Annotated in this window: 25 protein-coding genes; 16 read left to right on the top strand and 9 right to left on the bottom strand. The window is 35.6% G+C overall.

The annotated features are described in order from the left end of the window. Positions 1-88 precede the first annotated feature (88 nt). The 5 genes from HNS38_RS13655 to HNS38_RS13635 are packed head-to-tail and all read left to right on the top strand — an operon-like array spanning position 89 to position 4,888. Positions 89-1,606: a GH3 auxin-responsive promoter family protein gene (locus HNS38_RS13655; protein ID WP_172280142.1), complete on the top strand. Its 1,518-nt coding sequence runs from the start codon at positions 89-91 to the stop codon at positions 1,604-1,606. Next, positions 1,599-2,462 carry a hypothetical protein gene (locus HNS38_RS13650; protein WP_172280144.1) on the top strand — a complete coding sequence of 288 codons (864 nt, stop codon included), beginning with the start codon at positions 1,599-1,601 and terminating at the stop codon, positions 2,460-2,462. Before HNS38_RS13655 ends, HNS38_RS13650 begins: the two co-directional genes overlap by 8 nt. A gap of 17 nt (positions 2,463-2,479) precedes the next feature. Continuing rightward, the gene (locus HNS38_RS13645) at positions 2,480-3,094 is read left to right on the top strand and encodes a deoxynucleoside kinase (protein WP_172280146.1); all 615 of its coding nucleotides are present in this window, start codon (positions 2,480-2,482) and stop codon (positions 3,092-3,094) included. Positions 3,095-3,097: 3 nt separating this feature from the next. Further along, positions 3,098-3,835 carry a 3-deoxy-manno-octulosonate cytidylyltransferase gene (kdsB, locus tag HNS38_RS13640; RefSeq protein ID WP_172280148.1) on the top strand — a complete coding sequence of 246 codons (738 nt, stop codon included), beginning with the start codon at positions 3,098-3,100 and terminating at the stop codon, positions 3,833-3,835. A 48-nt stretch (positions 3,836-3,883) separates the two neighbouring features. Then, positions 3,884-4,888, top strand: coding sequence for an SPOR domain-containing protein (locus HNS38_RS13635; protein ID WP_172346612.1), 1,005 nt, complete (start codon positions 3,884-3,886; stop codon positions 4,886-4,888). A gap of 468 nt (positions 4,889-5,356) precedes the next feature. Here the strand turns inward: HNS38_RS13635 and HNS38_RS13630 are convergent, their stop codons facing one another. Then, entirely contained in the window at positions 5,357-6,142 is a 786-nt protein-coding gene (locus HNS38_RS13630; RefSeq protein ID WP_172280152.1) for a toxin-antitoxin system YwqK family antitoxin, read from the bottom strand. A gap of 122 nt (positions 6,143-6,264) precedes the next feature. Here HNS38_RS13630 and recR point away from each other — a divergent pair, with 122 nt between their 5' ends. The 7 genes from recR (at position 6,265) to HNS38_RS13595 (ending at position 12,356) form a co-directional block, all read left to right on the top strand. Beyond that, complete coding sequence (recR, locus tag HNS38_RS13625; protein ID WP_172346611.1) at positions 6,265-6,879, top strand: recombination mediator RecR; 615 nt, start codon at positions 6,265-6,267, stop codon at positions 6,877-6,879. 249 nt (positions 6,880-7,128) lie between these two features. Continuing rightward, a complete protein-coding gene (locus tag HNS38_RS13620; RefSeq protein WP_172280156.1) occupies positions 7,129-8,376 on the top strand; it encodes a sigma-54-dependent Fis family transcriptional regulator in 1,248 nt (415 codons plus the stop codon). A 2-nt stretch (positions 8,377-8,378) separates the two neighbouring features. Next, complete coding sequence (locus tag HNS38_RS13615; protein WP_172280158.1) at positions 8,379-8,900, top strand: LptE family protein; 522 nt, start codon at positions 8,379-8,381, stop codon at positions 8,898-8,900. Position 8,901: 1 nt separating this feature from the next. Further along, positions 8,902-9,807: a hypothetical protein gene (locus HNS38_RS13610; protein ID WP_172346610.1), complete on the top strand. Its 906-nt coding sequence runs from the start codon at positions 8,902-8,904 to the stop codon at positions 9,805-9,807. A gap of 14 nt (positions 9,808-9,821) precedes the next feature. After that, positions 9,822-10,154 carry a preprotein translocase subunit SecG gene (gene secG / locus HNS38_RS13605; RefSeq protein WP_172280162.1) on the top strand — a complete coding sequence of 111 codons (333 nt, stop codon included), beginning with the start codon at positions 9,822-9,824 and terminating at the stop codon, positions 10,152-10,154. Positions 10,155-10,464: 310 nt separating this feature from the next. Beyond that, a complete protein-coding gene (locus HNS38_RS13600; protein WP_172280164.1) occupies positions 10,465-12,012 on the top strand; it encodes an acyl-CoA carboxylase subunit beta in 1,548 nt (515 codons plus the stop codon). Between the two features lie 11 nt (positions 12,013-12,023). Continuing rightward, positions 12,024-12,356, top strand: a complete 333-nt coding sequence (locus tag HNS38_RS13595) for an acetyl-CoA carboxylase biotin carboxyl carrier protein subunit (protein WP_172280166.1) — start codon at positions 12,024-12,026, stop codon at positions 12,354-12,356. Positions 12,357-12,533: 177 nt separating this feature from the next. On the opposite strand, the gene HNS38_RS13590 is transcribed toward HNS38_RS13595, so the two are convergent. The 4 genes from HNS38_RS13590 to HNS38_RS13575 form a co-directional block, all read right to left on the bottom strand. After that, positions 12,534-12,719, bottom strand: coding sequence for a hotdog domain-containing protein (locus HNS38_RS13590; RefSeq protein WP_172280168.1), 186 nt, complete (start codon positions 12,717-12,719; stop codon positions 12,534-12,536). Beyond that, positions 12,688-12,990: a PaaI family thioesterase gene (locus HNS38_RS13585; protein WP_172346609.1), complete on the bottom strand. Its 303-nt coding sequence runs from the start codon at positions 12,988-12,990 to the stop codon at positions 12,688-12,690. Before HNS38_RS13585 ends, HNS38_RS13590 begins: the two co-directional genes overlap by 32 nt. Further along, positions 12,990-14,765, bottom strand: a complete 1,776-nt coding sequence (locus tag HNS38_RS13580; protein WP_172280172.1) for a long-chain fatty acid--CoA ligase — start codon at positions 14,763-14,765, stop codon at positions 12,990-12,992. The genes HNS38_RS13585 and HNS38_RS13580 overlap by 1 nt, the downstream gene beginning before the upstream one ends. Before the next feature lie 127 nt (positions 14,766-14,892). Next, positions 14,893-16,683 carry a long-chain fatty acid--CoA ligase gene (locus HNS38_RS13575; protein ID WP_172280174.1) on the bottom strand — a complete coding sequence of 597 codons (1,791 nt, stop codon included), beginning with the start codon at positions 16,681-16,683 and terminating at the stop codon, positions 14,893-14,895. Between the two features lie 339 nt (positions 16,684-17,022). Between HNS38_RS13575 and HNS38_RS13570 the strand changes: the two genes are divergently transcribed. The 3 genes from HNS38_RS13570 to rfbD all read left to right on the top strand — a co-directional run bounded on the left by HNS38_RS13570 (position 17,023) and on the right by rfbD (position 20,307). Next, positions 17,023-18,348, top strand: coding sequence for a UDP-glucose/GDP-mannose dehydrogenase family protein (locus HNS38_RS13570; protein WP_172346608.1), 1,326 nt, complete (start codon positions 17,023-17,025; stop codon positions 18,346-18,348). Positions 18,349-18,438: 90 nt separating this feature from the next. Further along, positions 18,439-19,383 carry a UDP-glucuronic acid decarboxylase family protein gene (locus HNS38_RS13565; protein WP_172280178.1) on the top strand — a complete coding sequence of 315 codons (945 nt, stop codon included), beginning with the start codon at positions 18,439-18,441 and terminating at the stop codon, positions 19,381-19,383. A gap of 54 nt (positions 19,384-19,437) precedes the next feature. Continuing rightward, complete coding sequence (gene rfbD, locus HNS38_RS13560) at positions 19,438-20,307, top strand: dTDP-4-dehydrorhamnose reductase (protein ID WP_172280180.1); 870 nt, start codon at positions 19,438-19,440, stop codon at positions 20,305-20,307. Here rfbD and HNS38_RS13555 read toward each other — a convergent pair. The 3 genes from HNS38_RS13555 to HNS38_RS13545 all read right to left on the bottom strand — a co-directional run bounded on the left by HNS38_RS13555 (position 20,304) and on the right by HNS38_RS13545 (position 23,059). Continuing rightward, positions 20,304-21,188, bottom strand: a complete 885-nt coding sequence (locus HNS38_RS13555) for a 4-hydroxy-3-methylbut-2-enyl diphosphate reductase (RefSeq protein WP_172346607.1) — start codon at positions 21,186-21,188, stop codon at positions 20,304-20,306. The two genes, rfbD and HNS38_RS13555, sit on opposite strands and share 4 nt — an antisense overlap. A 75-nt stretch (positions 21,189-21,263) precedes the next feature. Continuing rightward, positions 21,264-22,067: a ferredoxin--NADP reductase gene (locus HNS38_RS13550; protein ID WP_172280184.1), complete on the bottom strand. Its 804-nt coding sequence runs from the start codon at positions 22,065-22,067 to the stop codon at positions 21,264-21,266. Between the two features lie 11 nt (positions 22,068-22,078). Then, positions 22,079-23,059 (bottom strand): dihydroorotate dehydrogenase-like protein, encoded by a 981-nt coding sequence (locus tag HNS38_RS13545; protein ID WP_172280186.1) that lies wholly within the window; start codon positions 23,057-23,059, stop codon positions 22,079-22,081. A 245-nt stretch (positions 23,060-23,304) separates the two neighbouring features. On the opposite strand from HNS38_RS13545, the gene HNS38_RS13540 reads away from it, so the two are divergent. Continuing rightward, on the top strand, positions 23,305-25,428 hold the full coding sequence (locus HNS38_RS13540; RefSeq protein ID WP_172346606.1) for a prolyl oligopeptidase family protein: 2,124 nt from the start codon (positions 23,305-23,307) through the stop codon (positions 25,426-25,428). 193 nt (positions 25,429-25,621) lie between these two features. Here HNS38_RS13540 and HNS38_RS13535 read toward each other — a convergent pair whose 3' ends face one another. Next, positions 25,622-26,059: a T9SS type A sorting domain-containing protein gene (locus HNS38_RS13535; RefSeq protein ID WP_172346605.1), complete on the bottom strand. Its 438-nt coding sequence runs from the start codon at positions 26,057-26,059 to the stop codon at positions 25,622-25,624. Between the last annotated feature and the right edge of the window lie 125 nt (positions 26,060-26,184).

The following is a 26,184-nucleotide window of genomic DNA, read 5'->3' as shown; positions in this document are numbered from 1 at the left end:
GATAATATGATTTTAGTAAAAAATTAGACCAATTAAGGTCATTTATGAACGCCTAATTTTCGTAGATTTGAACACCTAAAATTTCAATATGGCCATCATTAATTCCGTTATAACTTGGATCATTAAAAAGCGAATTCATCAGATTGATTTGTTTATGAAATACCCTCATGATGTGCAAGAGGAATGGTTTAAGAAATTATTACAAGCAGGCAGAGAAACCGAATTTGGAAAAAAATATGACTTTGACTCCATTCGCAATTACGAGCAATATCGTCAACGAGTTCCAATACATTCTTATGCTACCTTGAAACCATATATCGACCGGCTGCGAGCTGGTGAACAAGATTTACTCTGGCCTTCTGATATTAAATGGTTTGCTAAATCATCGGGCACTACCGCCGGAAAGAGCAAATATATTCCAGTAAGTCGACACGCTTTAGAAGAGTGCCATTTCAAAGCTGGAAAAGACATGCTATCCATCTACGTTAACAATCATCCCGAGACTATGGTTTTTGATGGTCGAAGTATAGCTATGGGCGGTAGTCATAATATTTCAGATGTAAATAATGAGGAGTATTACGATGGTGATCTTTCTGCTATTTTAATTGAGAACCTCCCCTTTTGGGCTCAAATTCTCCGTACTCCCAATAGAGAAATCGCCTTGATGGACGAGTGGGAAAGTAAAATTGAAAAAATGGCATTAATCACCATGGAGGAAGATGTAACTTCACTTTCTGGTGTTCCATCATGGACTTTATTATTAGTGAAAAAGATTTTAGAAATAAGTGGTCAAAAATATATTAAAGAGATTTGGCCCAATTTGGAGGTATTTATTCACGGTGGAATTAAATTCGAACCCTACCGCAAACAGTTTGCTGAATTAGTTGGCCCGAGTGGAATCAATTATCAGGAAACTTATAATGCTTCTGAAGGTTTTTTCGGAATCCAAGACCGAACAGATAGCAATGAGATGCTTTTAATGTTAGATTATGGAATATTCTATGAATTCATTCCTATGAGTGAAATTGATAAAGAATTTCCACAAGTCATTCCACTTGGTGAAGTAGAATTAGGGGTGAATTACGCCCTCCTCATCTCCACTAATGCAGGATTATGGCGCTATAAAATTGGAGACACCATTGAATTCACTTCTACTAATCCCTATCGGTTTTTAATTACTGGCCGAACCAAATACTTTATTAATTTGGTGGGAGAAGAAATTATTCTCGACAATGCCGAACGAGCTTTAAAAGTAGCTTGCGAAAAATGCAATGTGATAGTAGATGAGTATATGGCAGGTCCTGCTGATATTAAAAACGGAGCGCAAGCCAGACACGATTGGATGTTTGAATTTATAAAAGCCCCAACGGACTTGGCTGTTTTTGGAGATGCTTTGGACAATGCGCTAAAATCCTTAAATTCAGATTACGAAGCCAAAAGATATAAAGACATGATATTACACCCCCCTCATCTCACCAGCTTAAAACCTGGCACCTTTTATGCTTGGTTAAAAAGCAAAGGCAAATTGGGTGGGCAACATAAAGTTCCTCGTTTACTCAACCAACGCCCAATTATTGACGAAGTATTAAGTATTCATTATGAATAAAATTATTAACACTGGCATTGTATTACTTTTCCTCCTCCAAAATATTGCTTTTGGACAATATTATCATTTCGAACAAGCGAAATCAGCACAATACACTGGTAACAAAATAAGCTGTGATGATAGAGGGAATCTATTGATTGCTGCCAAAGGTAACCTCACCAAACTGGACTTCTCAGGAAACTTCATCGCCAATTACCACCCCTTGTTTCCAGGGAAAATCAAATGCATTGACGCCAAAGACCCTCGCAGGATATTACTATATTATAAGACATACTCCTATATTCTTTTCCTAAATCAGGATTTGGCCAACGCAGGGTCACTCAGCTTTTACAACCTAAACAGAAATCCTCAACCCATAGATTTAAGTATAAACAATTTGGGGTTTTCTTCACTGGCATGTCTCGACGAATACAACGATGCCTATTGGGTTTATGATGCCAACACTTCCGAAATTGTATTATTGGATCAAGAAAATAGAATTGATTTCAGAGGTGATGCATTAGATGAATTAATGGATTTGGAACCCCAACCCAATTTCATGATGACGGAAGCCAACAGACTTTTTATTAACAATCCATCAACTGGGGTTTATATTTTCGATGAAAATGGTAGATTTGTAAGGAAATTAGCATTGTTTGGATTGAAAAAAATTCAGGTTTTCAAAGATATGTTGTTTTATACCAGCAACAGCTTCTTTATCACTCATAATCTAATCACTGGAGAAGAAACATATCATCCACTTCCAGTTTTAGAATTTATTGATTGGTCACTAAATATGAATACAAGTCCAGCAAGAATCAACTTTCTCACATCAAAAGGAGTATTGATATATTCCATGGAAAAGAACATAAAGTAAAACTAAAATACAAGACGATGCACTTAGCTATTGCAGGAAATATTGGTTCAGGAAAAACAACACTCACCAGATTGTTGGCCAAGCAGATGAAGTGGAAACCTTATTATGAAAGCGTTGACGACAATCCATATTTGGATAGTTTTTATGACGATATGAAACGTTGGTCTTTCAATCTTCAGGTGTACTTCTTAAATAGTAGATTCCGTCAGGTGGTTGAAATAAGAGAAAGTAACAAAACTATCATTCAAGATAGAACCATTTATGAGGATGCTTATATATTTGCTCCCAACTTACATCAAATGAATCTGATGACCACTCGTGATTTTGATAATTACATTTCATTATTCGAGTTGATGAGTTCATTTATTGAAGCACCAGATCTATTGATTTATTTAAGGGCCAGTGTATCTACTTTGGTGAGCCAAATTGCTTCTAGAGGAAGAGATTACGAGGAGTCTATTCGTATTGATTACCTCAAGAAGCTTAACGAGCGTTACGAAGAATGGATTACTAATTATACCCACGGTAAATTATTAATCATTGATGTTGATAATATCGACTTCGCTAATAATCCTGAAGATTTAGGGATGATCATCGAAAAGATTAGTGGTGAAATTCACGGTTTATTCTAGATCATGAAGATACTAGGTGTTATTCCTGCTCGCTATGCCAGTACACGATTTCCTGGAAAACCATTAGCCTTAATCTATGGCAAATCGATGATTAGGAGAGTCTACGAGCAAGCTGCAAGCTGTAAAGCCCTGAACAAAGTTATCGTTGCTACTGACGATCAAAGAATCTTCGAGCATGTTAAATCATGGGGAGGGGAGGTCATGATGACTGCAGAAAACCATCAGAGCGGAACCGACCGTTGTAATGAAGTTTTGAGTCACCAAGAAGATAATTTTGATGTAGTGGTAAATATTCAAGGTGACGAACCTTATATTGAGCCATCTCAGATAGAGAAAGTTACGGAAAGCTTTGCCAATCGCGAAACACAAATAAGTTCATTAGCTAAAAAAATTGAGGATATTGGGGAACTTTTCAACGCCAATTCCGTTAAAGTGGTCATTGGTGAGAATCAGAAAGCGCTATATTTTAGCAGAGCTGCGATTCCATTTTTAAGAGGTGTTGAAAAAGAGGAATATCTAGATTTTTACGAATTTTATAAGCACATTGGATTATACGCTTATAGGACGGAGACATTAAAAGAAATTTGCAAACTTCCACAAGCTCCTTTAGAAATTGCAGAATCACTAGAGCAACTTAGATGGCTTTCGGCAGGATATGAAATCTCTATGAACCTCACCGATATTGAAGGCCTATCTGTTGATACGCCTGAGGATTTATCAAAACTTACAAACAAGTCTTGATTTCCAATATTATAGATTGTATTTTTGTGAAATTATTAGTATAAGTGAATGATGGATTTAGCTGCACATATTGGCAATTTAGTTAGAGAGAATGAAATGGTGATTATCCCAGGTTTGGGTGCTTTTCTAACCAACTCCTACTCTTCTAAAGTACACGCTATTTCTTATAAAGTGACTCCTCCAGGCCGTCATATTGCATTCAATTCTAAAATTAATGACAACGATGGTTTCTTGGCACATAGTTTAGTTAAGAAAAACCAATATAATTATAAGGAAGCGCTACAATTAATTGAAACTTTCGCTGATTTTTGCCAAACCGAGATTCAAGATGGAGGAAAGATTTCTTTTGAAAACTTAGGTCTTCTATCCATGAACCGAAATGGTCATATTGAATTTTCTCCTGATTTAAGTGTGAATTACGATGATTCTTATTTTGGCTTGCCTGATATAATGGCTCAACCTATTTTAAGAAATAGAAATCACCAGCCTGTTATTACACTGCATCCCGAAGCCAAAAAGAAAATTAAGAACAGCGCTCCTATTATTAGGCGCATTGCAGCCATCGCTCTTCCTTTGATGATACTGAGTGTTTTAGCATGGTTCATTAAAGAACCCATTGGAAATTACTTTCAACAATCAGCGAGTATCATAAGTATCGAAACTGATAGCTCAGTTCCTGCTGATTCAGAAACAAAAACGGAGGAGGCCAAACAAGATAATACTGCTGACATTTCTAAAGAACGCGTAGCGATTAAAATCATCGAAGAAGCAGTGCTAGCTGAACCCGAAATGATAGTTAACGAGCAGACCCAAAACATTAAAGGATCTTTCCATATCATCTGCGGTGCATTTGGCGAAAAGAAATTTGCGGATAAGCTTTTATCTGAACTAGAAACAGAAGGTTTTGAAGCTTATATTGCCGGACAAAATAAAAATGGTCTATACAGAATTAGCGCTGCAAATTTTAGCAATCGTAAAAAAGCAGTAGAGCAACTTAAATGGTTCCAAGCCAACAAAAACAAAAGTGCCTGGTTGTTGAATGAGGAGTTTTAAATCAACTCCCTATTACGTTTTCAATCGACAAACCTAGGGCAAACCTTCACATTGCTTTAATCTTTCAATCTGCTGATTTACTGTCAAATAAAAATATGTGTTTTACTTTTCTAATATGTATTTCGTAAGTAATCAGTCTAATATCAAATTACTATAATGCCAATAAGAAATGATTTTTTTGTATAGTCCTTCCTCTTGGGGAGCCAAAAAAAATCAACCAATTTTAGAATATCGATCGGCTATTTCTCATTTTGACGCGCTGTTGTATAATTGTTTAATCTAACAATTTTACTGATATTTCTTACTGATTAGTAACTGTTCTTCTATTTTTGAGTACCATTGAGTGTACTTTGTGGACTCTGTATAACTGGATCACAAAGAATCACCAAAAGGTCACAAAGTATTCAAGATATGCTTGCCCAGTCAACAAAACCAGTTTTAAGCATTCATTGTTAATAACAATGAAGCTTACTTCATCTCCATCAATTCCTCAGGAGTGACACCCATATCAATAGTATCTATCACTTGTACAACTTCCACTGGCTTTCCATCAGAATCCAACCTCTTTATAAGTGAACCGTCCTCGTAGTACTCAATATATAAGACGGAACCATCCACATCGTAATATGTCCATTCTCCTATTTGCATACCTTCTTTAAATACACCTGCCACACGTATTTTATTCTCAGGGTAGTACACTTCAAAGACACCATGGAGTACATCCTCAGTAAAAGTCATCTTTCTTTGTAAAGTACCCTCCTCAAAATATTCAATTTGTTCCCCATGAATTTTTCCATTCACATAAGAGGTTTCTTTCATAAGGGCTCCTACATAATTATATAGTTTCCAAAGTCCATTCCCTTGCCCTTTTGTATAGTATTCCTCATTTACCAATACACCATCGCTATTATACAAAAGCCACAAACTGTCCTTAACTTGATCAATATATAAACCTTTAGCTTTTGGAGTCTTTTTTCTATCATCATAAAACATCTCTACCAAACAATGAGACCCATTTTGGGAATACAAAGACTTGGATTGCAATCTTCCACTTTTATAATAGCGTAGAAATTCACCCAAAGGTTGATCATCCTCAAACTGCCCCTCATAAAACTTAACACCATCTTTATACTTTACCCATTTTCCTTGCTTTCTTCCCATCTCATCGATCTGGTTTTGTTGAGAAAAGAGAACCTGATTTCCCATTATTAGGATAAATCCAAAGAATATGTATTTCAGAAGTTTCACTTGCATGCTTTTCTTATTTTTGCATTTAATTTTTCAATTAACAAAGTTACAAAAAGGATAGCTATTAGAGACCATTCTCAGGAATTCTCTAATTCCCTCCCTTTCAAACTTCATATATAACGATAAAAATGGATTTTCATTTCTCATCATATCTATTAGAAGACGCCGTAAACGAACTTTCCAAACTACCTGGCGTAGGAAAGAGAAGCGCCATGCGTCTGGCACTACATCTTTTAAAACAAGAAAAAACTCATGTTAAGCGACTCGGCGAAAGTTTAATTAAAATGCGTGAAGAGATGCGATTTTGCAATAAATGTCATAATATTTCCGAAAAAGAAATTTGCAATATCTGTTCTAATCCCAAAAGAGACCCCTCAATAGTTTGTATTGTAGAAGACATAAGAGATGTTTTGGCTATAGAAAACACCGGACAATTTACCGGATTATACCATGTTTTGGGTGGATTAATAAGCCCAATGGACGGAATTTCGCCTTCCGACCTCGAAATCCGATCATTTTTAACACGAATTAAAGAAGAAAATATTGAGGAAGTTATTTTTGCTTTAGCAGCGACAGTTGAAGGAGACACGACCAATTTTTACATTTTTAAGCAACTTAAAGAAAGCAAAACAAAAGTGAGTTCATTGGCTAGAGGTGTTGCTATTGGTGATGAAATAGAGTTCGCCGATGAGGTTACATTAGGAAGATCCATCATTCAAAGGCTACCTTACACAGGGGTATAAAAAAACCTCCAATCAGAACGATTGGAGGCCAAATTATTATTCCCACTTAAAATTAACGCATCGAGGCAAATATAAGACAATTATCCACTCAGCACTACTTTTTTTGAAAAAAAATAAAGAAAATTTAAAATTTAACATTTCTTAAAATAACATTGGAATCATTTTTAATTAAAATACCTGAAATTTTGTCAGTTTTCTGTTAATTTGTACTTTTATTGATTCTACAAAAACAAACACCTCATATATACTATGGAGTTACAAACCATCAAACAAAGATTTGGTATCATCGGAACATCCCCTCTTCTTGACAGGGCGATTAATATTGCTTCACAAGTAGCCCCAACCGATTTATCCGTGCTCATCACAGGAGAAAGCGGAGTAGGAAAAGAAGTCTTTCCAAAAATCATTCACCAATTGAGTTCACGCAAACATGGTCATTATATTGCCGTCAACTGCGGAGCTATTCCCGAAGGAACCATAGACAGCGAGCTATTTGGCCACGAAAAAGGCGCCTTTACTGGAGCTAGTGATTCCAGAAAAGGATATTTCGAAGTAGCTGATGGAGGAACCATTTTCCTTGACGAAGTGGCAGAACTGCCTGTTTCCACTCAGGTTCGCTTGTTAAGAGTTTTAGAAACCGGGGAGTTTATGAAGGTGGGAAGCAGTAAAGTGCACAAAACCAATGTGAGAGTAATTGCAGCAACAAATGTGGATATTCCAAAAGCCATCAGTAATGGGAAGTTCCGTCAAGACTTATTCTATCGACTAAATTCGGTCCCCATAGCAGTTCCAAGTTTAAGAGAGCGTAAAGACGACATCTATCTGTTATTTAGAAAATTCTCTTCCGACTTTTCTGAAAAATACAGAATGCCAATAGTTCGTCTAAATGAAGATGCACAAGAATTATTGAAAAAATACCGCTGGGAAGGAAATATTCGTCAATTAAAAAATGTTACTGAACAAATCAGTACCATCGAAACGGATAGGCTAGTTGATGCCATGACCATTACCAAATATCTCCCTCAGTCTTACTCCAAGGAATTACCCGTGCTCTATTCTAAGAAAGAAGATGAAAAATTATCGGAAAGAGATCTACTTTACAAGGTGCTTTTTGATATGAAAAAGGACATCTCAGAATTAAAAAAGACAATGGTAGAGATTATTCAAGGTGGCAATTCTATTTCAAAGGAAGAAAGTAATCAGCTTCTTAAAAAGATAGATCAGGATTATAATATCATTCTTAGCCCACAGCGTGACGAATCTAATAGTAAAGATTCTAGATCCTACCAAGAAGATCTTCACGAACAAGTATTTGAAACTTTAGATCAAAAGGCTGAGGTTATAGAAGAATCACTGTCTATTCAGAAAAAAGAGGAAGATCTTATTAGAAGAGCCTTGTCGAAACACCATGGGAAAAGAAAAAATGCCGCTCATGATTTGGGAATCAGTGAGCGTACTTTATACAGAAAAATAAAAGAATACGACATTAACTCATGACAATGACCAAAAAAATCATAGGGAAAACTAGTGTTATAGTTTTGTTATTTACATTGATGGTGGGAATCTCATCATGTGTGAGTTATAGTTTTACTGGAGCTTCGATTCCACCAGAAGCAAAAACCATTAGCATTCAATATATCGACAATCAAGCCAGCTTTGTTGTTCCAACCTTAAGCGAATCTTTAACAACAGAAATTAAGGATCGCTTTTCGAGTCAAACAAGCTTAGTATTAGTTAGAAATAATGGCGACCTGCAAATAGAAGGCTTTATAACAGACTATTCCACTTCTCCGCAAGCGGTAACAAGTAATGAGCAAGCGGCTTTAAACAGGCTCAATATTTCGGTAAAGATAAAATTCACCAACCTGATTGAGCCTGATAAAAACTACGAAACCACTTTCAGCAGATATAATGACTACCCATCCTCTCAGGATTTAAATTCTGTTCAGGATGCACAAATAGAAATCATTAATGAAATGTTGGTAGATGATATTTTTAATAAAGCCGTTGTAAATTGGTAATATGAACAAAGCACACTATTATCGTTTACTGGATAACCCCAAACTATTATCAGAAGATAGTTTAAAGGATTTGGAGAAATTAATTTCCAGTTATCCATATGTGGAGAATTTCAGAATTCTATTTGCTTTGAATTTGCTGATTTTAGACGATTTTAGGTATCAGAAACATCTACACAAAGCTGCTTTTCATGCTTCAGACAGAAGAAAACTAAAGTATTGGATAGATTTTATGATTCAAGAAGAGGATATGAATCCTCCAGAAATAGAAACAGAACCTATTCATACAAAAGCTAGAGTTCATATCTCCAAGCCATCAGATGAAACCGTAGAAGAAAAGGAAGACTATAGCCCAGAGAAAGAGCTAGAATCAGAGGAGATCTCAGGGGAGGTCTCTCAAATAAAAACGCCAAAGCTAATTATACAGACTCCTCCAGAAAAAACCCAAAAAGTTCAACAATTATATGTGTCCGAAGAAAGTCAAATAGATCTTGCAGAGGAAAAGAAGAAAAAACAAGCCAGCAAGTCCAAAGCCGAACTATTAAAATTAGTTAGGAAAAGGTTGGCAGAAATAGAAGCAGAAAAGAGAGATGTACAAGAAGGAAAAAGCGAAACAGTGGAGCCTACCCAGACAAATATTTTAAAAGCTCAGCTCATTGATCGTTTTATTGAAGCTCAACCAAGCATCACTCGACCAAATAAAAAAGATTTCCACGATCCATATAAAGATGCTGTAGATAGTACAATTGACGAAGATGATTTTTTCGTGACAGAGACTCTGGCACAGATTCATAAGCAACAAGGCAATATAACTAAGGCCCTAGAAATTTATCAAAAATTAATTTTGAAAAATCCAGAAAAAAGTACTTACTTTGCAGCCCAAATTCAAGAATTGAGTAAAAATAATTAGAAAAAAGAATAGCCATGGGTGCGTATATAATTGTATCAGTTTTAATTTTAATCACTTGTATCTTATTAATGTTAGTAGTTTTGGTTCAAAACTCTAAGGGTGGTGGATTAGCTTCCAACTTTGCTGGAAACAATCAGTATTTAGGAGTAAGAAAAACTGCTGATTTCTTAGAGAAATCAACATGGACTCTAGCTTTAGTTCTATTAGTATTGAGTTTATTCTCTATTTTCGTTATTCCAAGATCAGTAAACAATGGTGATATTATCGATACTGAACTTAGGGAACAAATTGAAAATGCTCAGCCAATTCCATCAAATATGGTTCCTCCAACGGAGAATGCTGAATAGTATTATTCAATAAAAATATACAAATGATTTCTCAGATGCTGAGAAATCATTTTTTTTTGAGCTTAATAATTTTAGAATATTCCATCTAAAATAAATAAATATAATAGTTGGCATATCATTGTCAGTAGCTGAAAAGCCAAAGATTAGAGTTCCAAATCCTATTTAATCTTAAGACATCATTACATCAAAAAAAGTTCTGCTGTTACCTAACTAACAGAAATATTATTGTTTTATTTGTAAAATCTCTTAATTTTGCTAGGTTATTGCGGAATTGGATTGAACAACAAATTCTGAATCAAAAAAGGAAAATATGTCTATTAAACAGAAGTCTTTAGATTTAAGAGAGAGAATGAAAAACGCCTTGTCTGGTGGGGGATCCAAGGCTATTGAAAAACAAAAAGCCGTAGGTAAATTAACTGCCCGTGAGCGTATTGTTGCCATTCTCGATCCAAAATCCTTCCATGAATATGATCTATTTGTAGAACATGCTGCAAAAGATTTTGACATGGATAAAAAATACCTCGCTGGTGATGGAGTAATCACTGGAACAGGTACACTAGGAGCTCATCCTGTATGTATTTACGCACAGGATTTCACCGTTGCTGGTGGTTCTTTGGGGTATATGCACGCAAAGAAAATCACTAAAATCATGGACCATGCCATGAAAATGAAGGTGCCAATCATTGGAATCAACGATTCTGGTGGAGCACGTATTCAAGAAGGGGTTAACTCCTTGGCTGGTTATGGTGAAATATTTTTTAGAAATACTCAAGCATCTGGGGTTATCCCTCAGATATCTGTTATTTTAGGACCCTGCGCCGGTGGCGCTGTTTATAGTCCTGCTTTAACCGATTTTGTATTCGTAGTAGACAAGATATCCAAAATGTTTATTACAGGTCCTGAAGTGATTAAAACAGTGCTTGGTGAGGAAATTAGTATGGAAGCCCTTGGTGGTGCATATGTACATGCTGCCAAAACAGGAAACGCTCATTTCTATGCAGAAAGTGAGCAAGAGTGTTTTGGACAAATTAAGCAATTATGTACTTACATCCCTTGGAATAATACCAAAAAGCCCGATCGCTTTCCTAAAAAGCCACCAAGAACAAGAACATATAAGTTGGATGAAATTATGCCAACAGATCCGAAAATGCCATATGATGTAAGAGATGTAGTGAAGGCGATTTGTGACAACTCTGAGTTCTTTGAGATCCAAGAGCATTTTGCAAAAAACATTGTTATTGGCTTCACTCGTATTGATGGAGAAACTATTGGTATCGTAGGGAACCAGCCAGCCTTTTTAGCCGGGGTTCTTGATGTAGACTCTTCTGATAAAGCCGCCCGTTTTATCCGTTATTGTGATGCATTTAATATTCCACTATTAACACTGGTTGACCTTCCTGGTTACTTACCTGGAGTAGATCAAGAGCATGCTGGTGTTATTCGTCATGGTGCTAAAATTCTTTATGCTTATTCTGAAGCTACAGTTCCCAAACTGACTGTAATAATGAGAAAAGCTTATGGAGGAGGATATATCGCCATGTGCAGTCATCACTTAAGAGCTGACTTCGTATTTGCTTGGCCAATGGCAGAGATTGCTGTTATGGGACCTGAAGGTGCTGCAAATATTATTTTCAGAAATGAAATTAAAAATGCTGAAGATCCTGAAAAAGTAAGATTACAGAAAGTGGAAGAGTACAAACAGAAGTTTGCTAATCCATACGTAGCAGCAGCCTATGGTTATGTTGATGCGGTAATTGAGCCAGAAGAAACTAGAAAAATGATTGTTCATGCTCTTGAAATTAGTTCTTCGAAAGATGTTCAGACTCCTAAAAAGAAACATGGTGTTCCACCATTCTAAAACATAAGCTAATGAGTAAAGATGATAAGTCAAAGGAAACTCAGTATAGCGAGTTTAATGTAGATAACTCTATATATATTACTGAAGTACCCGAAAGCTACAAGAACAGAAAGCCCTACATACCAGAAAATGTAAAGGAACTTCCTGCAGCTATTCCTGGTACTATCTTCGAGATTTTTGTAGAAGAAGGACAGACCATTGAAATTGGCCAAGATTTATTAATTCTGGAAGCCATGAAGATGAAAAATCAGATCACTAGTTTTATTGGTGGAGAGATTAAAAAAATCCATTGTAAACCTGGTGATATTGTCAGAAAAGGACAATTACTGATAGAGTTTAAATAATAAAAAAAAGGGAGCAAAATTGCTCCCTTTTTTTATGGTTAATGAATTTATACCAATGACAAATAGAAATGTGCCTTAAATTAGTTTTGATAAAAGGATAGCTTGATTATATATCGGTATTTACCAATATAACTAGCAAAATGCTTTAAGGAGTATTTTGATGTACATTTGTTATTACTATTCAGGAATAGCACTATTAATCTTTATACTAGTTACCACCAAGTTACTGGTGGCTGTACTAATAATATCACCCTCCTCATTCATCACCTTACATTCAATGTTGGCTATCTTTTTACCAATTCTTACCACTTTTGCTTTAACCAATACTTTTTCACCCTCTTTGGCACCATAAAGATAATTCACATTCAGGTTGGTTGTAGTAAACAAGTTTTTTTTGCGACAAGGTAAAAAGGGCCATACCCATGGTATCATCTATCAACGCAGCCATTACACCGCCTTGCAGTGTGCCTAATGGATTAGTCATTTCTTTTCTTACCGTGTATTCAATTTCAGCAAAACCTTCTTCTACGTTCACTAAAAAGCCTTTCAGCCACAAGGCCGATGGAGACATGCTTTTAGTTATAGGTTTATTGACATGCTGTTTCAGATAAGATAATATTGGATTCTTTGTCATTATGATTGATATATACTATTTATTTCCTCTTCATATTTAGCGACTACCTTCTTTCTTTTCAATTTTAATGTTGGAGAAAGCATTCCCGTATCTGGCGTCCATTCATCAGCCACAATTCTGAATGTTTTAATTTTGGCAATATGGTCGAGCTGCGCATTATATTTATCTACTTCTCTTTGAATACGAGCAACAATAATAGGATTTTTAATAAGCTCCTCATTATCTCTAAACTCCACCACATGTATAGTACACCAGTTATGAAGGAAGTTAAAATCGGGTACTATCAGAGCTGCTGTGAATTTCTGGTTTTCACCAATCACCATTAATTGCTCAATAAAATTCGATTCTTTAAATACATTCTCAACAGCTTGAGGAGCCACATATTTACCACCCGATAATTTGAAAATTTCTTTTTTCCTATCGGTGATATAAAGAAAACGACCTTCTATTTTCCCGATATCGCCCGTATGAAACCAGCCATCTTTTAAGGCTTCTGCAGTTAGTTCTGGCTCCTTATAATAGCCAACCATCACATTATCACCCTTGAGCAAGATTTCACCATCTTCAGCTATCTTCACCTGAACGCTATCATTAATATAACCCACAGAACCAAATAATACATTTGGAGACTCAAAACCATTTGCGGTAGCTATGGGAGAAGTTTCAGTTAAACCATAACCTTCTTGCACCTTAATTCCGGCTGCCCAAAAAGCTCTGGCCAATCGTGGTTGTAGAGCAGCTCCTCCAGAAACAATTCCTTTTACATTTCCACCTAAGGCTGCTCTCCATTTATTCAAAACCAACTTATCAGCGATCTTTAACTTAAAATTATAAAAAGCAGAACGATCTTCAGGATTTGGCTGATACTGATCCCCTACTCTTACTGCCCAAAAGAAAATCATCTTTTTTACAAAACTCAACCCTCTACCTGTATTTATAATCTTGTCATATATTTTTTCGAAAATACGAGGAACCGAAATAAAAGTATGAGGCTGTACTTCTTGCATATCAGGAACGATAGACTCGATGCTTCCTGCATAATAAATCTCTAAACCCTTATATTGCCACAGGTAAATCCCACATCTTTCTAAAACATGTGACATCGGTAAGAAACTAAATGCTCTTTCTTTATATTTCAAAGGTTGAGTGAATTCTAGGCCTAAAACAACATTACTCACCACATTTTTATGGGTAAGCATAACTCCTTTTGACAAACCAGTTGTTCCTGAGGTATATATTAATGTCAATAAATCATCTGGCAAAACAGAAGCTTTTCTTTCTACTAATTCCAACTTGTACTTCTCTTGATTCTTCTCCCCTAAAGAAACAATATCATTAAGACTTTTTACACCAGCAATATCCTCAATACTATATACCTCTTGAATGCTATCTGCCTGATAAATTACAGGCAATAGTTTGGTGTAAATTTCTTTGGAAGAGACAATTAAAATTTTAGCCTCGGAGTGTTTTAGAATATGAAGATATTCTATTTCACTAATGGTAGGGTAAATGCCAACATGAACCAGTCCCAATTGTGACATCCCAAAATCGATAAAGTTCCATTCTGGACAATTATTAATGACTGTAGCAATTTTATCACCCTTTGAGAAGCCCATCTCAATAAATCCATAACTAATTAAATCTACATTTTTTCTGTATTCTTGAATAGTATAAGATTCCCACTGATCATTACGCTTAATAGACAGTGCTTTGTCGAGAGGTTGATGTATCTCGTTATAGCTTAAAATATCGAATGTTCTTTTGATTTCCTTCATGCGGCTTTTCTAGAGTTATAGGTTCAAAGATAATTATATTTCTAAATTAATAAGATGGGGTATTTACATTAATTTGACAAAGAGCATTCATCTAAGCAAAATCAGCCTAGCAACTCTTGTATCAACTTTAATCTCCATTCCCATTAGAATATCTATAGATTTCTCTAAGGATATGATCATATTTCTCATAAATATTTTTTCGTTTAAGTTTAAGTGTTGGGCTGAGTTCTCTGGTATTTGGACTCCACTCATCACAAACTATTCTAAATCGTTTCACATTCTCTGTTAGAGATAGTTTTTTATTAACGATATTCACTTCTTTTTGGAAACGGGCCACCACTTCAGGTTTTCTCACCAACTCCATATTGTCTCTATAGTGTACCTTATGCTTTGATGCCCAAAAATGCAGATGGTTAAAGTTTGGCGAAACCAAAGCACTTGCAAATTTCTCATTTTCACCAACCACCATTATTTGTTCAATGAAGATAGATTCCTTAAATTTATTCTCAACCGCCTGAGGTGCTACATACTTTCCTGATGATAATTTAAAGATTTCTTTCTTTCTATCAGTAATCTTCAAAAATTTATCATCTTCTAGAACACCGATATCTCCAGTATGAAACCAACCATCTTCATCTATTACTTCTGCGGTAAGATCAGGTGCATTATAGTAACCCATCATTACGTTAGGTCCTTTGCATAAAATCTCACCATCCTCAGCTATCCTCACTTCAACACCATCAATAACAGGGCCCACAGTTCCAAATTTAATATTTGGATAATAAGCATTATTAACAGCAATTACAGGCCCTGTTTCTGTTAAACCATAGCCCTCCATAACTTTCATACCTGCCGCATGAAAAACACGGGCCAATCTAGGTTGTAAAGCGGACCCTCCAGAAACTATGGTACTAATATTCCCTCCTAAAGCTTCATTCCACTTATCAAAAACCAACTTTCGAGCTAATTTGAGTTTCTGCTCATATAACCAACCATTCTCTCCATTTAGTTCATATCGTAAACCTAAATTAACAGCCCAAAAGAATATAACCTTTTTAATCCCTGAAAGATCTTTTCCTTTCGCCACAATTTTGTCATACACTTTTTCGAGCAATCTTGGCACTGTATTAAATCCATCGGCTTTAATTTCTTTTAAATTATCAGCAATGGTTCCCATATTTTCAGCATAATAAATTCGCAAGCCCTTATACTGAAAATGATAATTCATCATGCGCTCATAAACATGGCATAATGGTAAAAAACTTAATACTTTAGCTCCAAACTCCATGGGCTGCACTGGTGCAGTGGCAATAAAATTGGAAACCAAATTCTGATGGGACAACATCACACCTTTGGAGTTTCCTGTGGTCCCCGATGTGTAAATAATGGTAACTAAATCCTTTGAACTTATCGATTCTTTATGTTTTAGAAGTGCTTCTTTATGCTTAGGCTCAGTTTTTTTACCTAAAGCTAAAATCTCCCCGTAATTCTTTTCACCTTCAATTGTATTTATAGTGAATATCTCCCTAATAGTAGTGGCTTCCTCTGCTAAAGGACTAAGCTTTTTTAATAGTAATTTATCACTTAGAATGAGCATCTTAACACCACTATCTGCAAATATATGGGCATACTCACTTTCACTGATAGTTGGATATATTGGAACATGGATAAACCCACCTAAGGATAATCCCATATCAATAAAATTCCATTCTGGTCTATTATTGGAAACTGTAGCTATCTTATCACCTACTTTATATCCCATTTCCATAAGACCATATGCAAAATAATGCGAGTTATCTATATAATCTTTTGTGGAAAACAATTCCCACTTTTTATTTCTCTTAATGGCAAAAGCATCCTCAATTACAAACTTCTCGGCATAACGATCTAATAGATCAAATGTTCTTCTAACTTCCATATTTTAAATAAATTGACAGCAGCAAATATAAAATTTTATATCCAATATATGAAATCACCTTAAGGTCTATATATCTGATACTTACATGATTCACATAATGCATTTTTCGAATTTTTTCATATTTATTCCAATATTTATTATTGTAGATTCTAAAAACATAAAAAATATTTCCAATTATTTACCTGGACAAGAATCCATATCAAAGAAATCTAAACATTTAGGTTTCCGAAATATGGAAATATTTTTCAAAAAACAGAAATTTTGAATAGTTATTCTTGTTTGAATCAAAAAATATCACTATATTTGATATGAAAGATTAACTTATAAAAATCATATAAGATGAAAATAACAATCGTAGGAACTGGTTATGTGGGCTTAGTAACTGGTGCATGTTTTAGTGAAGTAGGTATCGACGTAACTTGCGTGGATATTGATGAACTCAAAATTGAAAACCTTAAAAAAGGTATCATTCCAATCTACGAGCCTGGACTGGAAGATCTAGTACATAGAAATGTAAAAAAAGGGAGACTTCATTTTAGCACAAAGCTTTCTGAATGCTTAGATGGAGCTGAAGTAGTATTTGGAGCAGTAGGTACCCCACCAGATGAAGATGGTAGTGCTGACCTAAAATACGTTCTAGAAGTAGCTAAAGAAGTTGGACGTCATATGAATGACTATCTATTAATGGTCACCAAAAGCACAGTACCTGTTGGTACAGCAGAAAAAGTAAGAAAAGCATTACAAGGAGAGTTAGATAACCGTGACTCTAAACTTGAATTTGATGTATGTTCAAATCCAGAATTCCTTAAGGAAGGCGCTGCAGTATCTGATTTTCTTAAACCAGACCGAATTGTTGTAGGCTGTGACACAGACAAAGCCAAAAAAACGATGGAAAGACTATATAAACCATTTACCATGAATGGTCACCCTGTGGTTTTTATGGATGTCACTTCTGCAGAAATGACCAAATATGCAGCCAACAGTATGCTGGCCACAAAAATCAGTTTCATGAACGATATAGCCAATCTATGCGAAATTGTTGGAGCCGATGTAAATTCAGTGAGAAGAGGAATAGGTTCAGATTCAAGAATTGGAACTAAATTTATTTATCCTGGTACAGGTTATGGCGGCTCCTGCTTCCCAAAAGATGTTAAAGCTCTTATTAAAACCGCAGATGACTTTTCTTATAGTTTAAAAGTGTTAAAAGCTGTTGAAGAAGTTAACGAGGCACAAAAGTCTATTTTAATCACTAAACTGAATAAGCACTTTAATCATGATTTAAAAGGTAAAACATTTGCTTTATGGGGACTCGCCTTTAAACCACAAACCGATGATATGAGAGAAGCTCCAAGCTTAGTAATCATCAGAAAGCTTCTTGAAGCTGGAGCAAATGTGAAAGCTTATGACCCTGTTGCAATGGAAGAAGCAGGAAGAATATTAGGTGATAAAATTGAATATGGACAAGATCAATATGATGTATTGATCGATTCTGATGCCCTTATCATTGCTACAGAATGGCCAGAATTCAAATTCCCGAACTTCAATATTATTAAGAAACTATTAAAAAACCCTGTTATTGTTGATGGTCGTAACGTATACGACCTCGATGAAATGAAAGACAGGGAGATAGATTATTATTGTATTGGAATAAATACTAAAAAATAATATTTAACCCAAGAGATTATTTCTAAGCCATTCCCCTCTATTAGCCTAGTGCAATGCTTAGAGATAATCTCTTACAATTAAATCACCACTATGATACGGAAGAAAATACTAGTCACCGGAGGAGCTGGTTTTGTGGGTTCTCATCTAATTGACAGATTATTAAAAGATGGAAATGAAGTTATTTGTGTAGACAATTACTTCACCGGCCAAAAACAGAATATCGTTCACTTAATGGGCAATCCCTATTTTGAATATATTCGTCACGATATTACCATGCCTTTCTTTATAGAGGTGGATGAAATATATAATTTAGCTTGCCCTGCCTCACCAGTTCACTATCAATATAATCCTATTAAAACTGTAAAAACATCAGTTGCGGGAGCCATCAACATGCTTGGATTAGCAAAGAGAATCAACGCTAAAATACTACAGGCTTCCACAAGTGAAGTATATGGAGATCCCAAGGTACACCCTCAAACAGAGGATTATTGGGGCCATGTAAACCCCATTGGAACTAGATCTTGTTACGACGAAGGAAAACGTGTGGCAGAAACACTCTTCTTCAATTATCATTGGCAAAACAAGGTGAGAATTAAAATCATTAGAATTTTTAATACCTACGGTCCTAGGATGCATCCTCATGACGGAAGGGTAGTTTCTAACTTTATTGTTCAAGCATTACAAGGCAAAGATATTACCTTATATGGTGATGGAATGCAAACGCGTAGCTTCCAATATGTAGATGATCTGGTAGAAGGTATGGTTAGAATGATGGCTACTCGTGAGGATTTTACAGGACCTGTGAATGTGGGTAATCCTAACGAATTTACCATTAGAGAACTGGCAGAACAGGTTATTGAACTTACTGGAACAAAGTCTAAGTTGGTATTTGAAGACCTCCCATCTGACGATCCCATGCAGCGCCAGCCTGATATCACTCTTGCCAAAAAAGAATTAGATTGGCAGCCAAATATTCAATTAAAAGAAGGCTTGACAAAAACGATTGATTACTTTAAAAAGATTGTTATTCATTAATAAGAACAAACAGGTGAGTATAAATCTCACCTGTTTTCAATTAAGCTATAATCCATGAAAAAGATTTTAATCACCGGCAGTAATGGCCAATTAGGCAACAGTATAAGAAAGATCGAAGCAGAGTATCCTGATTTCAGTTTTGTATATACCGATGTGGCAGATTTAGATATCACCAACAAAGAAGAAGTGATTAACTTCTTTATAGAAGGTAAGTTTACACACGCCATCAATTGTGCTGCATATACAGCAGTAGATAAAGCCCAAGAAGAATTTGAATTGGCTAAAAAGATAAACGCTGTTGGTCCGACCAATATGGCGACAGCTTCAAGAAAAACCAAATGCCAATTTTATCACATATCTACCGATTATGTTTTTAATGGTAAAAAACATTTCCCCTACAAAGAGGAAGATGCCTGTCAACCACCTTCTGCTTATGGAAAAACTAAGCTCATTGGAGAAGAAATGGTACTTCAAGTTAATGAGAAATCCATCATTATTAGAACCTCATGGTTATATTCTGAGTTTGGGCATAATTTCATGAAGTCTATGCTGAAATTTGGTAAAGAAAGAGACGAGTTAAGAGTCGTTTTTGACCAGATTGGAACGCCAACTTATGCCACTGATTTAGCACGTGCCATTCTTGATATGATATGCTCTGGCAAAGTAGCTTCAGAAAATACTATTTATCATTTTAGCAACGAAGGGGTAGCCAGTTGGTATGACTTTGCTGTAGAAATTATGATAGCGGCTAAAATCGATTGTAAAGTCTCCCCCATCGAAAGCCATGAATATCCTTTACCAGCACCAAGACCTTTCTATAGCGTGATGAATAAAGCAAAAATTAAGAAAGATTTTGATGTAAAGATTCCTCATTGGAGGGTAAGTATGTTGGATTGTCTGAAGATTTTGGAAGATCAGGATTAACTTTCTGAGACCAGCTCTTTTACTCGTAAACTCATTTCCTCCAATAACCATTTTGGGGTAGATGTTGCTCCAGAGATTCCTATATTATTCTTTGCAACAAACCATTCTCTATTAAGATCCTCAATTCGACTAATAAAGTAAGTTTCTATGCCAGTATTTTTGCATATTTGAAACAATTGCCTTCCATTGGAACTCTTTGTACCACTAACGAATATAATTAAATCCTTATCTTCAACAAAATTTCTGAGTTGCTCATCTCTTCTAGCTACAATCTTACAACTACTGTCATTAAAACTAAATTGAGAGGAGGCTAACAAATTTAACTCATCCAATTTCTTTTCGATTTTTTCTTTAATTAAATAATACTCAGAGCGGTATTTAGTAGTTTGAGAGAACAAGTAAATAGGTATAGAGAAGTCGATAAGCTCAAGCTCCTCAATATTTGCTATTACTATTGCTTTATCATCACAATGCCCCATTAAGCTAATGACTTCAGGATGCCTTTTCTTTCCAAATAAAACAATCTGTCCCTTCCCATCTTTAATTTCAGAAAAGGTTTTAGCTATCTTCTTTTGTAGGCTGACAACAATAGGACAAGTAGCATCTTCTACCTCCACTTTGGCCTTTTTTACACTATCATAAGATGATGGAGGCTCGCCATGAGCTCTAAACAAGACATTGGGATAATCACCAGATATGGCCTGCTCCATGGCAATAGTTTTCATTCCAAGCTTTTCAAGACGCTCTACTTCTGCTTCATTATGAATCAGGTCTCCAACCGTATACAAAACCGATTTTTCTTTCAAAATAAATTCCGCTTTCTCAATTGCTTTTTCCACTCCAAAACACGGTCCTGCTCCTGGATCAATTTCTATCTTCATAGTCTTTTATTATTTCCCAAAAATAAAAAAGCCACCCTAAACTAGGATGACTTTTCAATTATTTATTTTTCCAGTTTAAAATTCCTCTACGTGAATTTGACCTGGTACTTTTTTAGTATGCTCAGTAAACCCATCTTTTTCAAGAAGAGCAACCATACTTTCAATCATTCTTGGGTTTCCGCATAAGAATATCTCTGTATCATCAGCTGTTGGGTCAAATCCCCATTTTTCTTTTGCTACTCCACCTTCCCAGATTTTTTCAATAAATCGGGTATCACCACCCCAACCTGCAGGTTCTTTCTGAGGCTCAGTAATAGTAGGTAAATAAGTAAACTGATCGAACATGCTTTCTAAAAGCTGTAATTCACTTGAATATCCCAAGTCCCAGCTATTAGCAGCACCATGAACTACCATGATATTACCTTTACGTTTTAATGCATCAGAACGAAGCATACTCATGTATGGAGCCACACCAGTTCCAGTAGCAATTAATACAATGTTTTTCTCAGGAACAACAGAATCCAAAGTAAACATTCCAACACCTTTTTTACCCATGAAAACTTTATCACCAATATTCAAATTGAACAAACGTGGAGTCAAAGCTCCAGAATGCACCAAAGTGATATAAAATTCTACATAATCAGCTGTAGAAGTAGAAGCAATAGAATAAGCTCTCTTTATCAATTTATCAGGATCTTCAGGAGTTTCAAATTCATCAGTTGCTGAATCGCACCTTTCAGCAGAACCGGGTAATGCTAAAGCCACAAACTGACCACCTTTAAACTCTGGGAATTCCCAACCTACTGGTTTCACACGAACTATCTTCATGATAGGTGAAACTTGTAATATTTGTGTTACTACACTATTTAATTCAATCATTTATTATAGTTTTATTCAAATCCTCCAAAATATTTCATGAACTGAATTCTCTCAAAAGCCTGTGGTTCGTCGAATTTCTCATAGCTAATCTCGCCTCTAAAGTCATCTAAATTAGTATATCCTTTCTCTGTCATCCAAGTCTCAATGTCTTTAAGCATTTTCGATAATTGCACAATACCATGCTTATATAATGTCGAAACCACCTGAACAGCCTCAGCACCTGCGAGAATCTGTTTAATTACATCTTCTCCTTCGTGCACTCCAGTAGAGGCCGCGATAGGAGTTTTGATTTTCCCAGAAAGCAATGCTACCCAACGTAATGAATCAGAAATATTCTCAGGACGACTTAAAACACCAGCCGAAGTGATAGAATAATCATCAATATTAATATCAGGGGCATAATATCTGTTGAAAAGCACAAAAGCATCTACCATTTTGGTAAAGCTCAGCTGACGGATTAAATGTGCCAAACCAGCAGAGTAATGACTCATCTTTAAGGCTATTGGAATATTTACCTGTTTTCTGACCGCTTCAATAATGTCAAAATAAGTCTTCTCATTTTGAGCACTAGTTTTATAAATATCAGAAGGCAAGAGAGAAATATTAATCTCTAAAGCATCGGCTCCAGCATCCTCAATTTTCTTAGCAAACTCAGTCCATTTTCCCATACTAACGCAGTTTACACTGGCAATTACAGGAATATCGACTGCTGCTTTAGCACCTCTGATCAATTGAATGAAGTCGGCATAGGTATATTCTTCAGCATAAGCCTTCATATAATCCATTGCTTCAGGATAATCGAAATCGTTTTGATCGTTGGCTTTTTCCTGTTCCATAAGGATTTGCTCCTCAAATAGGGATTTTAGCACAACGGCTCCTGCGCCTTGTCTTTCCAAGTCGCGGATTTTCTCTACAGAATTTGTTAACCCTGAACTTCCAACTATGATAGGGTTTTTCAACTTCAAACCCATGTAATTTACTGATAAATCCATTTCTTAAAGAATTTCAATTCAGCGCAAAAGTACGTTTTTTTAGAAGATTTTAGAAATCTAAAAATTATTCAAAACGATTCTAAATTGGTATTTTAATTCCGGAATAATACCAAATATATACTAAACTATATTCCTGACACTTACAGAGTTTTACTGAACTTACAAATACCTGAGGTATCTCATTTGAAAATTCCTTACTTTTATCGGTTCAAATTCAATCATCAAATTCAATAAATCACAATATCATGAAAAAATATATTTTCATAGCCATGGCAGCCATTTTGGGTTTATACTCATGTAATCAAAAGCAAGAAAAGATGTTAAACTATCCAATTAGTCAAAAAGTTGATACCGTGGACATCTACCATGGAGTAGAGGTTGCAGACCCTTTTCGGTGGTTGGAAGATGATAATTCCGATTCCACCAAAGCCTGGGTGTCTAAGCAAAACAAAGTCACCAACGACTACTTAGCAGAAATTCCTTTTCGCCAAAAAATAAAAGACAGACTGACAGAAATCTGGGATTACCCCAAATATGGAATGCCTTTTAAAAAAGGTGACTATTGGTATTTTTATAAAAACGATGGATTACAGCCTCAATATGTAATTTACAGAATGAAAACCTTGGATGGCGAACCTGAGTTATTTCTTGATCCTAATACTTTTTCGGAGGATGGTACTGTAGCATTAAGCGGTCTTTCCTTCTCAAAAAATGGGAAGCTTTGTACTTATAGTTTAAGCAGTGGTGGTTCTGATTGGAGAGAAATTTTTGTGATGCATGTGGAAAGCAAAACCAAGCTTGAGGATCATCTAAAATGGATAAAATTCTCAGGTATGAGTTGGTATAAAGATGGTTTCTATTATAGTCGTTATGATGAGCCCAAAGAAGGTGACGAACTTAAGGGAGTCAACGAGAATAGCAAAGTATTTTACCATAAAGCGGGAACTGCACAAAGCGCTGATCAATTGATTTATGAGGACAAAGAAAACCCTATGTTTAGCTGGAATATGGGCACTACTGAAGATGAGAAGTATTTGATCTTAAGTGGTCATAATCCATCGGCAAGAGGAAATTCACTTTATTTTAAAGAAGCTGACGATCCAAAATCTGAATTTATTGCTATTCAAGAAGACTTTGAGCATAATACCTGGGTATTGGATAATGAAGGAGAAGATATTTTTATTATGACCAATAAAGACGCTCCAAGAAATAGAGTTTACAAAATCAATGCCAATGACCCTAGTGAGACTAGGGAAGTGATTCCTCAAACTACTGACGTATTAAACAATGTAGGTATGGCAGGTGGTAAACTATTGGTGAGCTATATGCACGATGCCAGTTCAAAAGCCTATGTTTATAATTTAGACGGAAGCCTTGAACATCAAATTAAATTACCTGCCATTGGTAGCATTAGTGGATTTAGCGGAGATAAAGAAAGTAATACCGCATTCTATTCATTTACTTCTTTCACTTATCCTAGTATGACTTTCAAATACGACATCAAGAATAATAAAACCGAAGTTTTTAGAAAATCTGGTATCGATATCGATATTGACCAATTTGAAACGAAACAAGTATTTTATACCAGTAAAGATGGAACCAAAGTTCCTATGTTTATCGTTCATAAAAAGGGATTAGTATTAAATGGAACCAACCCTACTCTCCTTTATGGATATGGTGGATTTAATGTTTCTCTGACTCCTTACTTTAGCATTAGCAATTTGGTATTATTAGAAAATGATGGTGTTTATGCTTTACCCAATATTAGAGGAGGGGGCGAATATGGAGAAGAGTGGCATCAAGGAGGAACTCAACTAAACAAACAAAATGTGTTTGATGACTTTATAGCTGCGGCCGAGTATTTGATAGATAATGGGTATACGAGTAGCGAGAAGTTGGCCATCAGAGGTGGTTCCAACGGTGGTTTACTCGTAGGTGCTTGTATGACTCAAAGACCAGAATTATTTAAAGTGGCTATTCCCCAAGTTGGAGTAATGGATATGTTGCGTTATCACAAATTTACTATCGGTTACTATTGGGTTCCTGATTACGGTAGCAGTGATGATAAAATCCAGTTCGAAAATTTAATTAAATACTCTCCTCTTCATAATCTTAAAGCTAGAACATGCTATCCTGCCACTATGATTACCACGGCAGACCATGATGACAGAGTAGTTCCTGCACATTCATTTAAGTTTGCAGCCGAATTACAAAGTAAGCAAAGTTGTGCCAACCCAACTGTTATCAGAATAGAAACCAAAGCTGGTCATGGCGCAGGTAAGTCAACAGAAAAAATAATAGAAGAAGCCACTGATATTTGGTCATTTATGTTTTATAATATGGGTGTAGAAGCTTATCCTGAGAAGTAGATTTGGAGAAGAATGTCGCATGACTAATCCTGTAGGATAACTCTATTGATTTGTTAAAAGCTATACACAAAAAGAGGTTGGGAAATTCCCAACCTCTTTTTTATTGATTGTAAGCAGTAGTGGATTTCATAATAATGCATTACCACCAAACTCTTTGAACTTTGATTAAAAAACCTATATCGGAATTATTTAACTATCGCACAATGATTTTTTCTATCCCAGAACCATGATTGGTCTCAATTTTCAGAAAACAGATTGCCTTTTTTTGCTCTAGAGGAATTATTTCTTCATAAAGTCCAGCTTGCTGACTACCCAGATTGTTTTCCCATATTATTTGACCTAATGAATTATAAAGCCTAATATTTACAGGCGAATCGTTTAATAATTCATAATTAAATCTTACATAACCTTGGGAGTTAGGGTTTGGAGAAACATTAGTTCTAATTTTCGAAACCATAGGGTTTTCATCAAAATCAGCTTCCTTCTCATCTAAAATTGTAAAGCTTTTCAATTCAGTTGATTTATATCCTCCTTCAGATAATCTACCTATTACTTTCCAATAATAAACACCTGGTGCTAAGTCGGGTTTCGAGAATGATGTTTTCGAAGCAAAATCAGTTCTGTAAACCAAAGTGGAAGGATGAGTTTCATTTGAATTAAATATAGCAATGGAATACTCATCAAAATCACCAAGCCATTTAAAATTATAGGGTTACCCATTTAAGTCTCGTGTAATTTAATCGAAGCGTAAGCAAT

Source organism: Lentimicrobium sp. L6, from assembly GCF_013166655.1.
GTDB lineage: Bacteria > Bacteroidota > Bacteroidia > Bacteroidales > UBA12170 > UBA12170.
This window is presented reverse-complemented; position numbering and strand designations above follow the sequence as displayed.

Bases quoted from the DNA above. Each gene is read 5' to 3' on its own strand.
- HNS38_RS13655 (WP_172280142.1), top strand. From the start codon at position 89: ATGGCCATCATTAATTCCGTTATAACTTGGATCATTAAAAAGCGAATT.
- HNS38_RS13650 (WP_172280144.1), top strand. From the start codon at position 1,599: ATGAATAAAATTATTAACACTGGCATTGTATTACTTTTCCTCCTCCAA.
- HNS38_RS13645 (WP_172280146.1), top strand. From the start codon at position 2,480: ATGCACTTAGCTATTGCAGGAAATATTGGTTCAGGAAAAACAACACTC.
- kdsB (WP_172280148.1), top strand. From the start codon at position 3,098: ATGAAGATACTAGGTGTTATTCCTGCTCGCTATGCCAGTACACGATTT.
- HNS38_RS13635 (WP_172346612.1), top strand. From the start codon at position 3,884: ATGATGGATTTAGCTGCACATATTGGCAATTTAGTTAGAGAGAATGAA.
- HNS38_RS13630 (WP_172280152.1), bottom strand. From the start codon at position 6,142: ATGCAAGTGAAACTTCTGAAATACATATTCTTTGGATTTATCCTAATA.
- recR (WP_172346611.1), top strand. From the start codon at position 6,265: ATGGATTTTCATTTCTCATCATATCTATTAGAAGACGCCGTAAACGAA.
- HNS38_RS13620 (WP_172280156.1), top strand. From the start codon at position 7,129: ATGGAGTTACAAACCATCAAACAAAGATTTGGTATCATCGGAACATCC.
- HNS38_RS13615 (WP_172280158.1), top strand. From the start codon at position 8,379: ATGACCAAAAAAATCATAGGGAAAACTAGTGTTATAGTTTTGTTATTT.
- HNS38_RS13610 (WP_172346610.1), top strand. From the start codon at position 8,902: ATGAACAAAGCACACTATTATCGTTTACTGGATAACCCCAAACTATTA.
- secG (WP_172280162.1), top strand. From the start codon at position 9,822: ATGGGTGCGTATATAATTGTATCAGTTTTAATTTTAATCACTTGTATC.
- HNS38_RS13600 (WP_172280164.1), top strand. From the start codon at position 10,465: ATGTCTATTAAACAGAAGTCTTTAGATTTAAGAGAGAGAATGAAAAAC.
- HNS38_RS13595 (WP_172280166.1), top strand. From the start codon at position 12,024: ATGAGTAAAGATGATAAGTCAAAGGAAACTCAGTATAGCGAGTTTAAT.
- HNS38_RS13585 (WP_172346609.1), bottom strand. From the start codon at position 12,990: ATGACAAAGAATCCAATATTATCTTATCTGAAACAGCATGTCAATAAA.
- HNS38_RS13580 (WP_172280172.1), bottom strand. From the start codon at position 14,765: ATGAAGGAAATCAAAAGAACATTCGATATTTTAAGCTATAACGAGATA.
- HNS38_RS13575 (WP_172280174.1), bottom strand. From the start codon at position 16,683: ATGGAAGTTAGAAGAACATTTGATCTATTAGATCGTTATGCCGAGAAG.
- HNS38_RS13570 (WP_172346608.1), top strand. From the start codon at position 17,023: ATGAAAATAACAATCGTAGGAACTGGTTATGTGGGCTTAGTAACTGGT.
- HNS38_RS13565 (WP_172280178.1), top strand. From the start codon at position 18,439: ATGATACGGAAGAAAATACTAGTCACCGGAGGAGCTGGTTTTGTGGGT.
- rfbD (WP_172280180.1), top strand. From the start codon at position 19,438: ATGAAAAAGATTTTAATCACCGGCAGTAATGGCCAATTAGGCAACAGT.
- HNS38_RS13555 (WP_172346607.1), bottom strand. From the start codon at position 21,188: ATGAAGATAGAAATTGATCCAGGAGCAGGACCGTGTTTTGGAGTGGAA.
- HNS38_RS13550 (WP_172280184.1), bottom strand. From the start codon at position 22,067: ATGATTGAATTAAATAGTGTAGTAACACAAATATTACAAGTTTCACCT.
- HNS38_RS13545 (WP_172280186.1), bottom strand. From the start codon at position 23,059: ATGGATTTATCAGTAAATTACATGGGTTTGAAGTTGAAAAACCCTATC.
- HNS38_RS13540 (WP_172346606.1), top strand. From the start codon at position 23,305: ATGAAAAAATATATTTTCATAGCCATGGCAGCCATTTTGGGTTTATAC.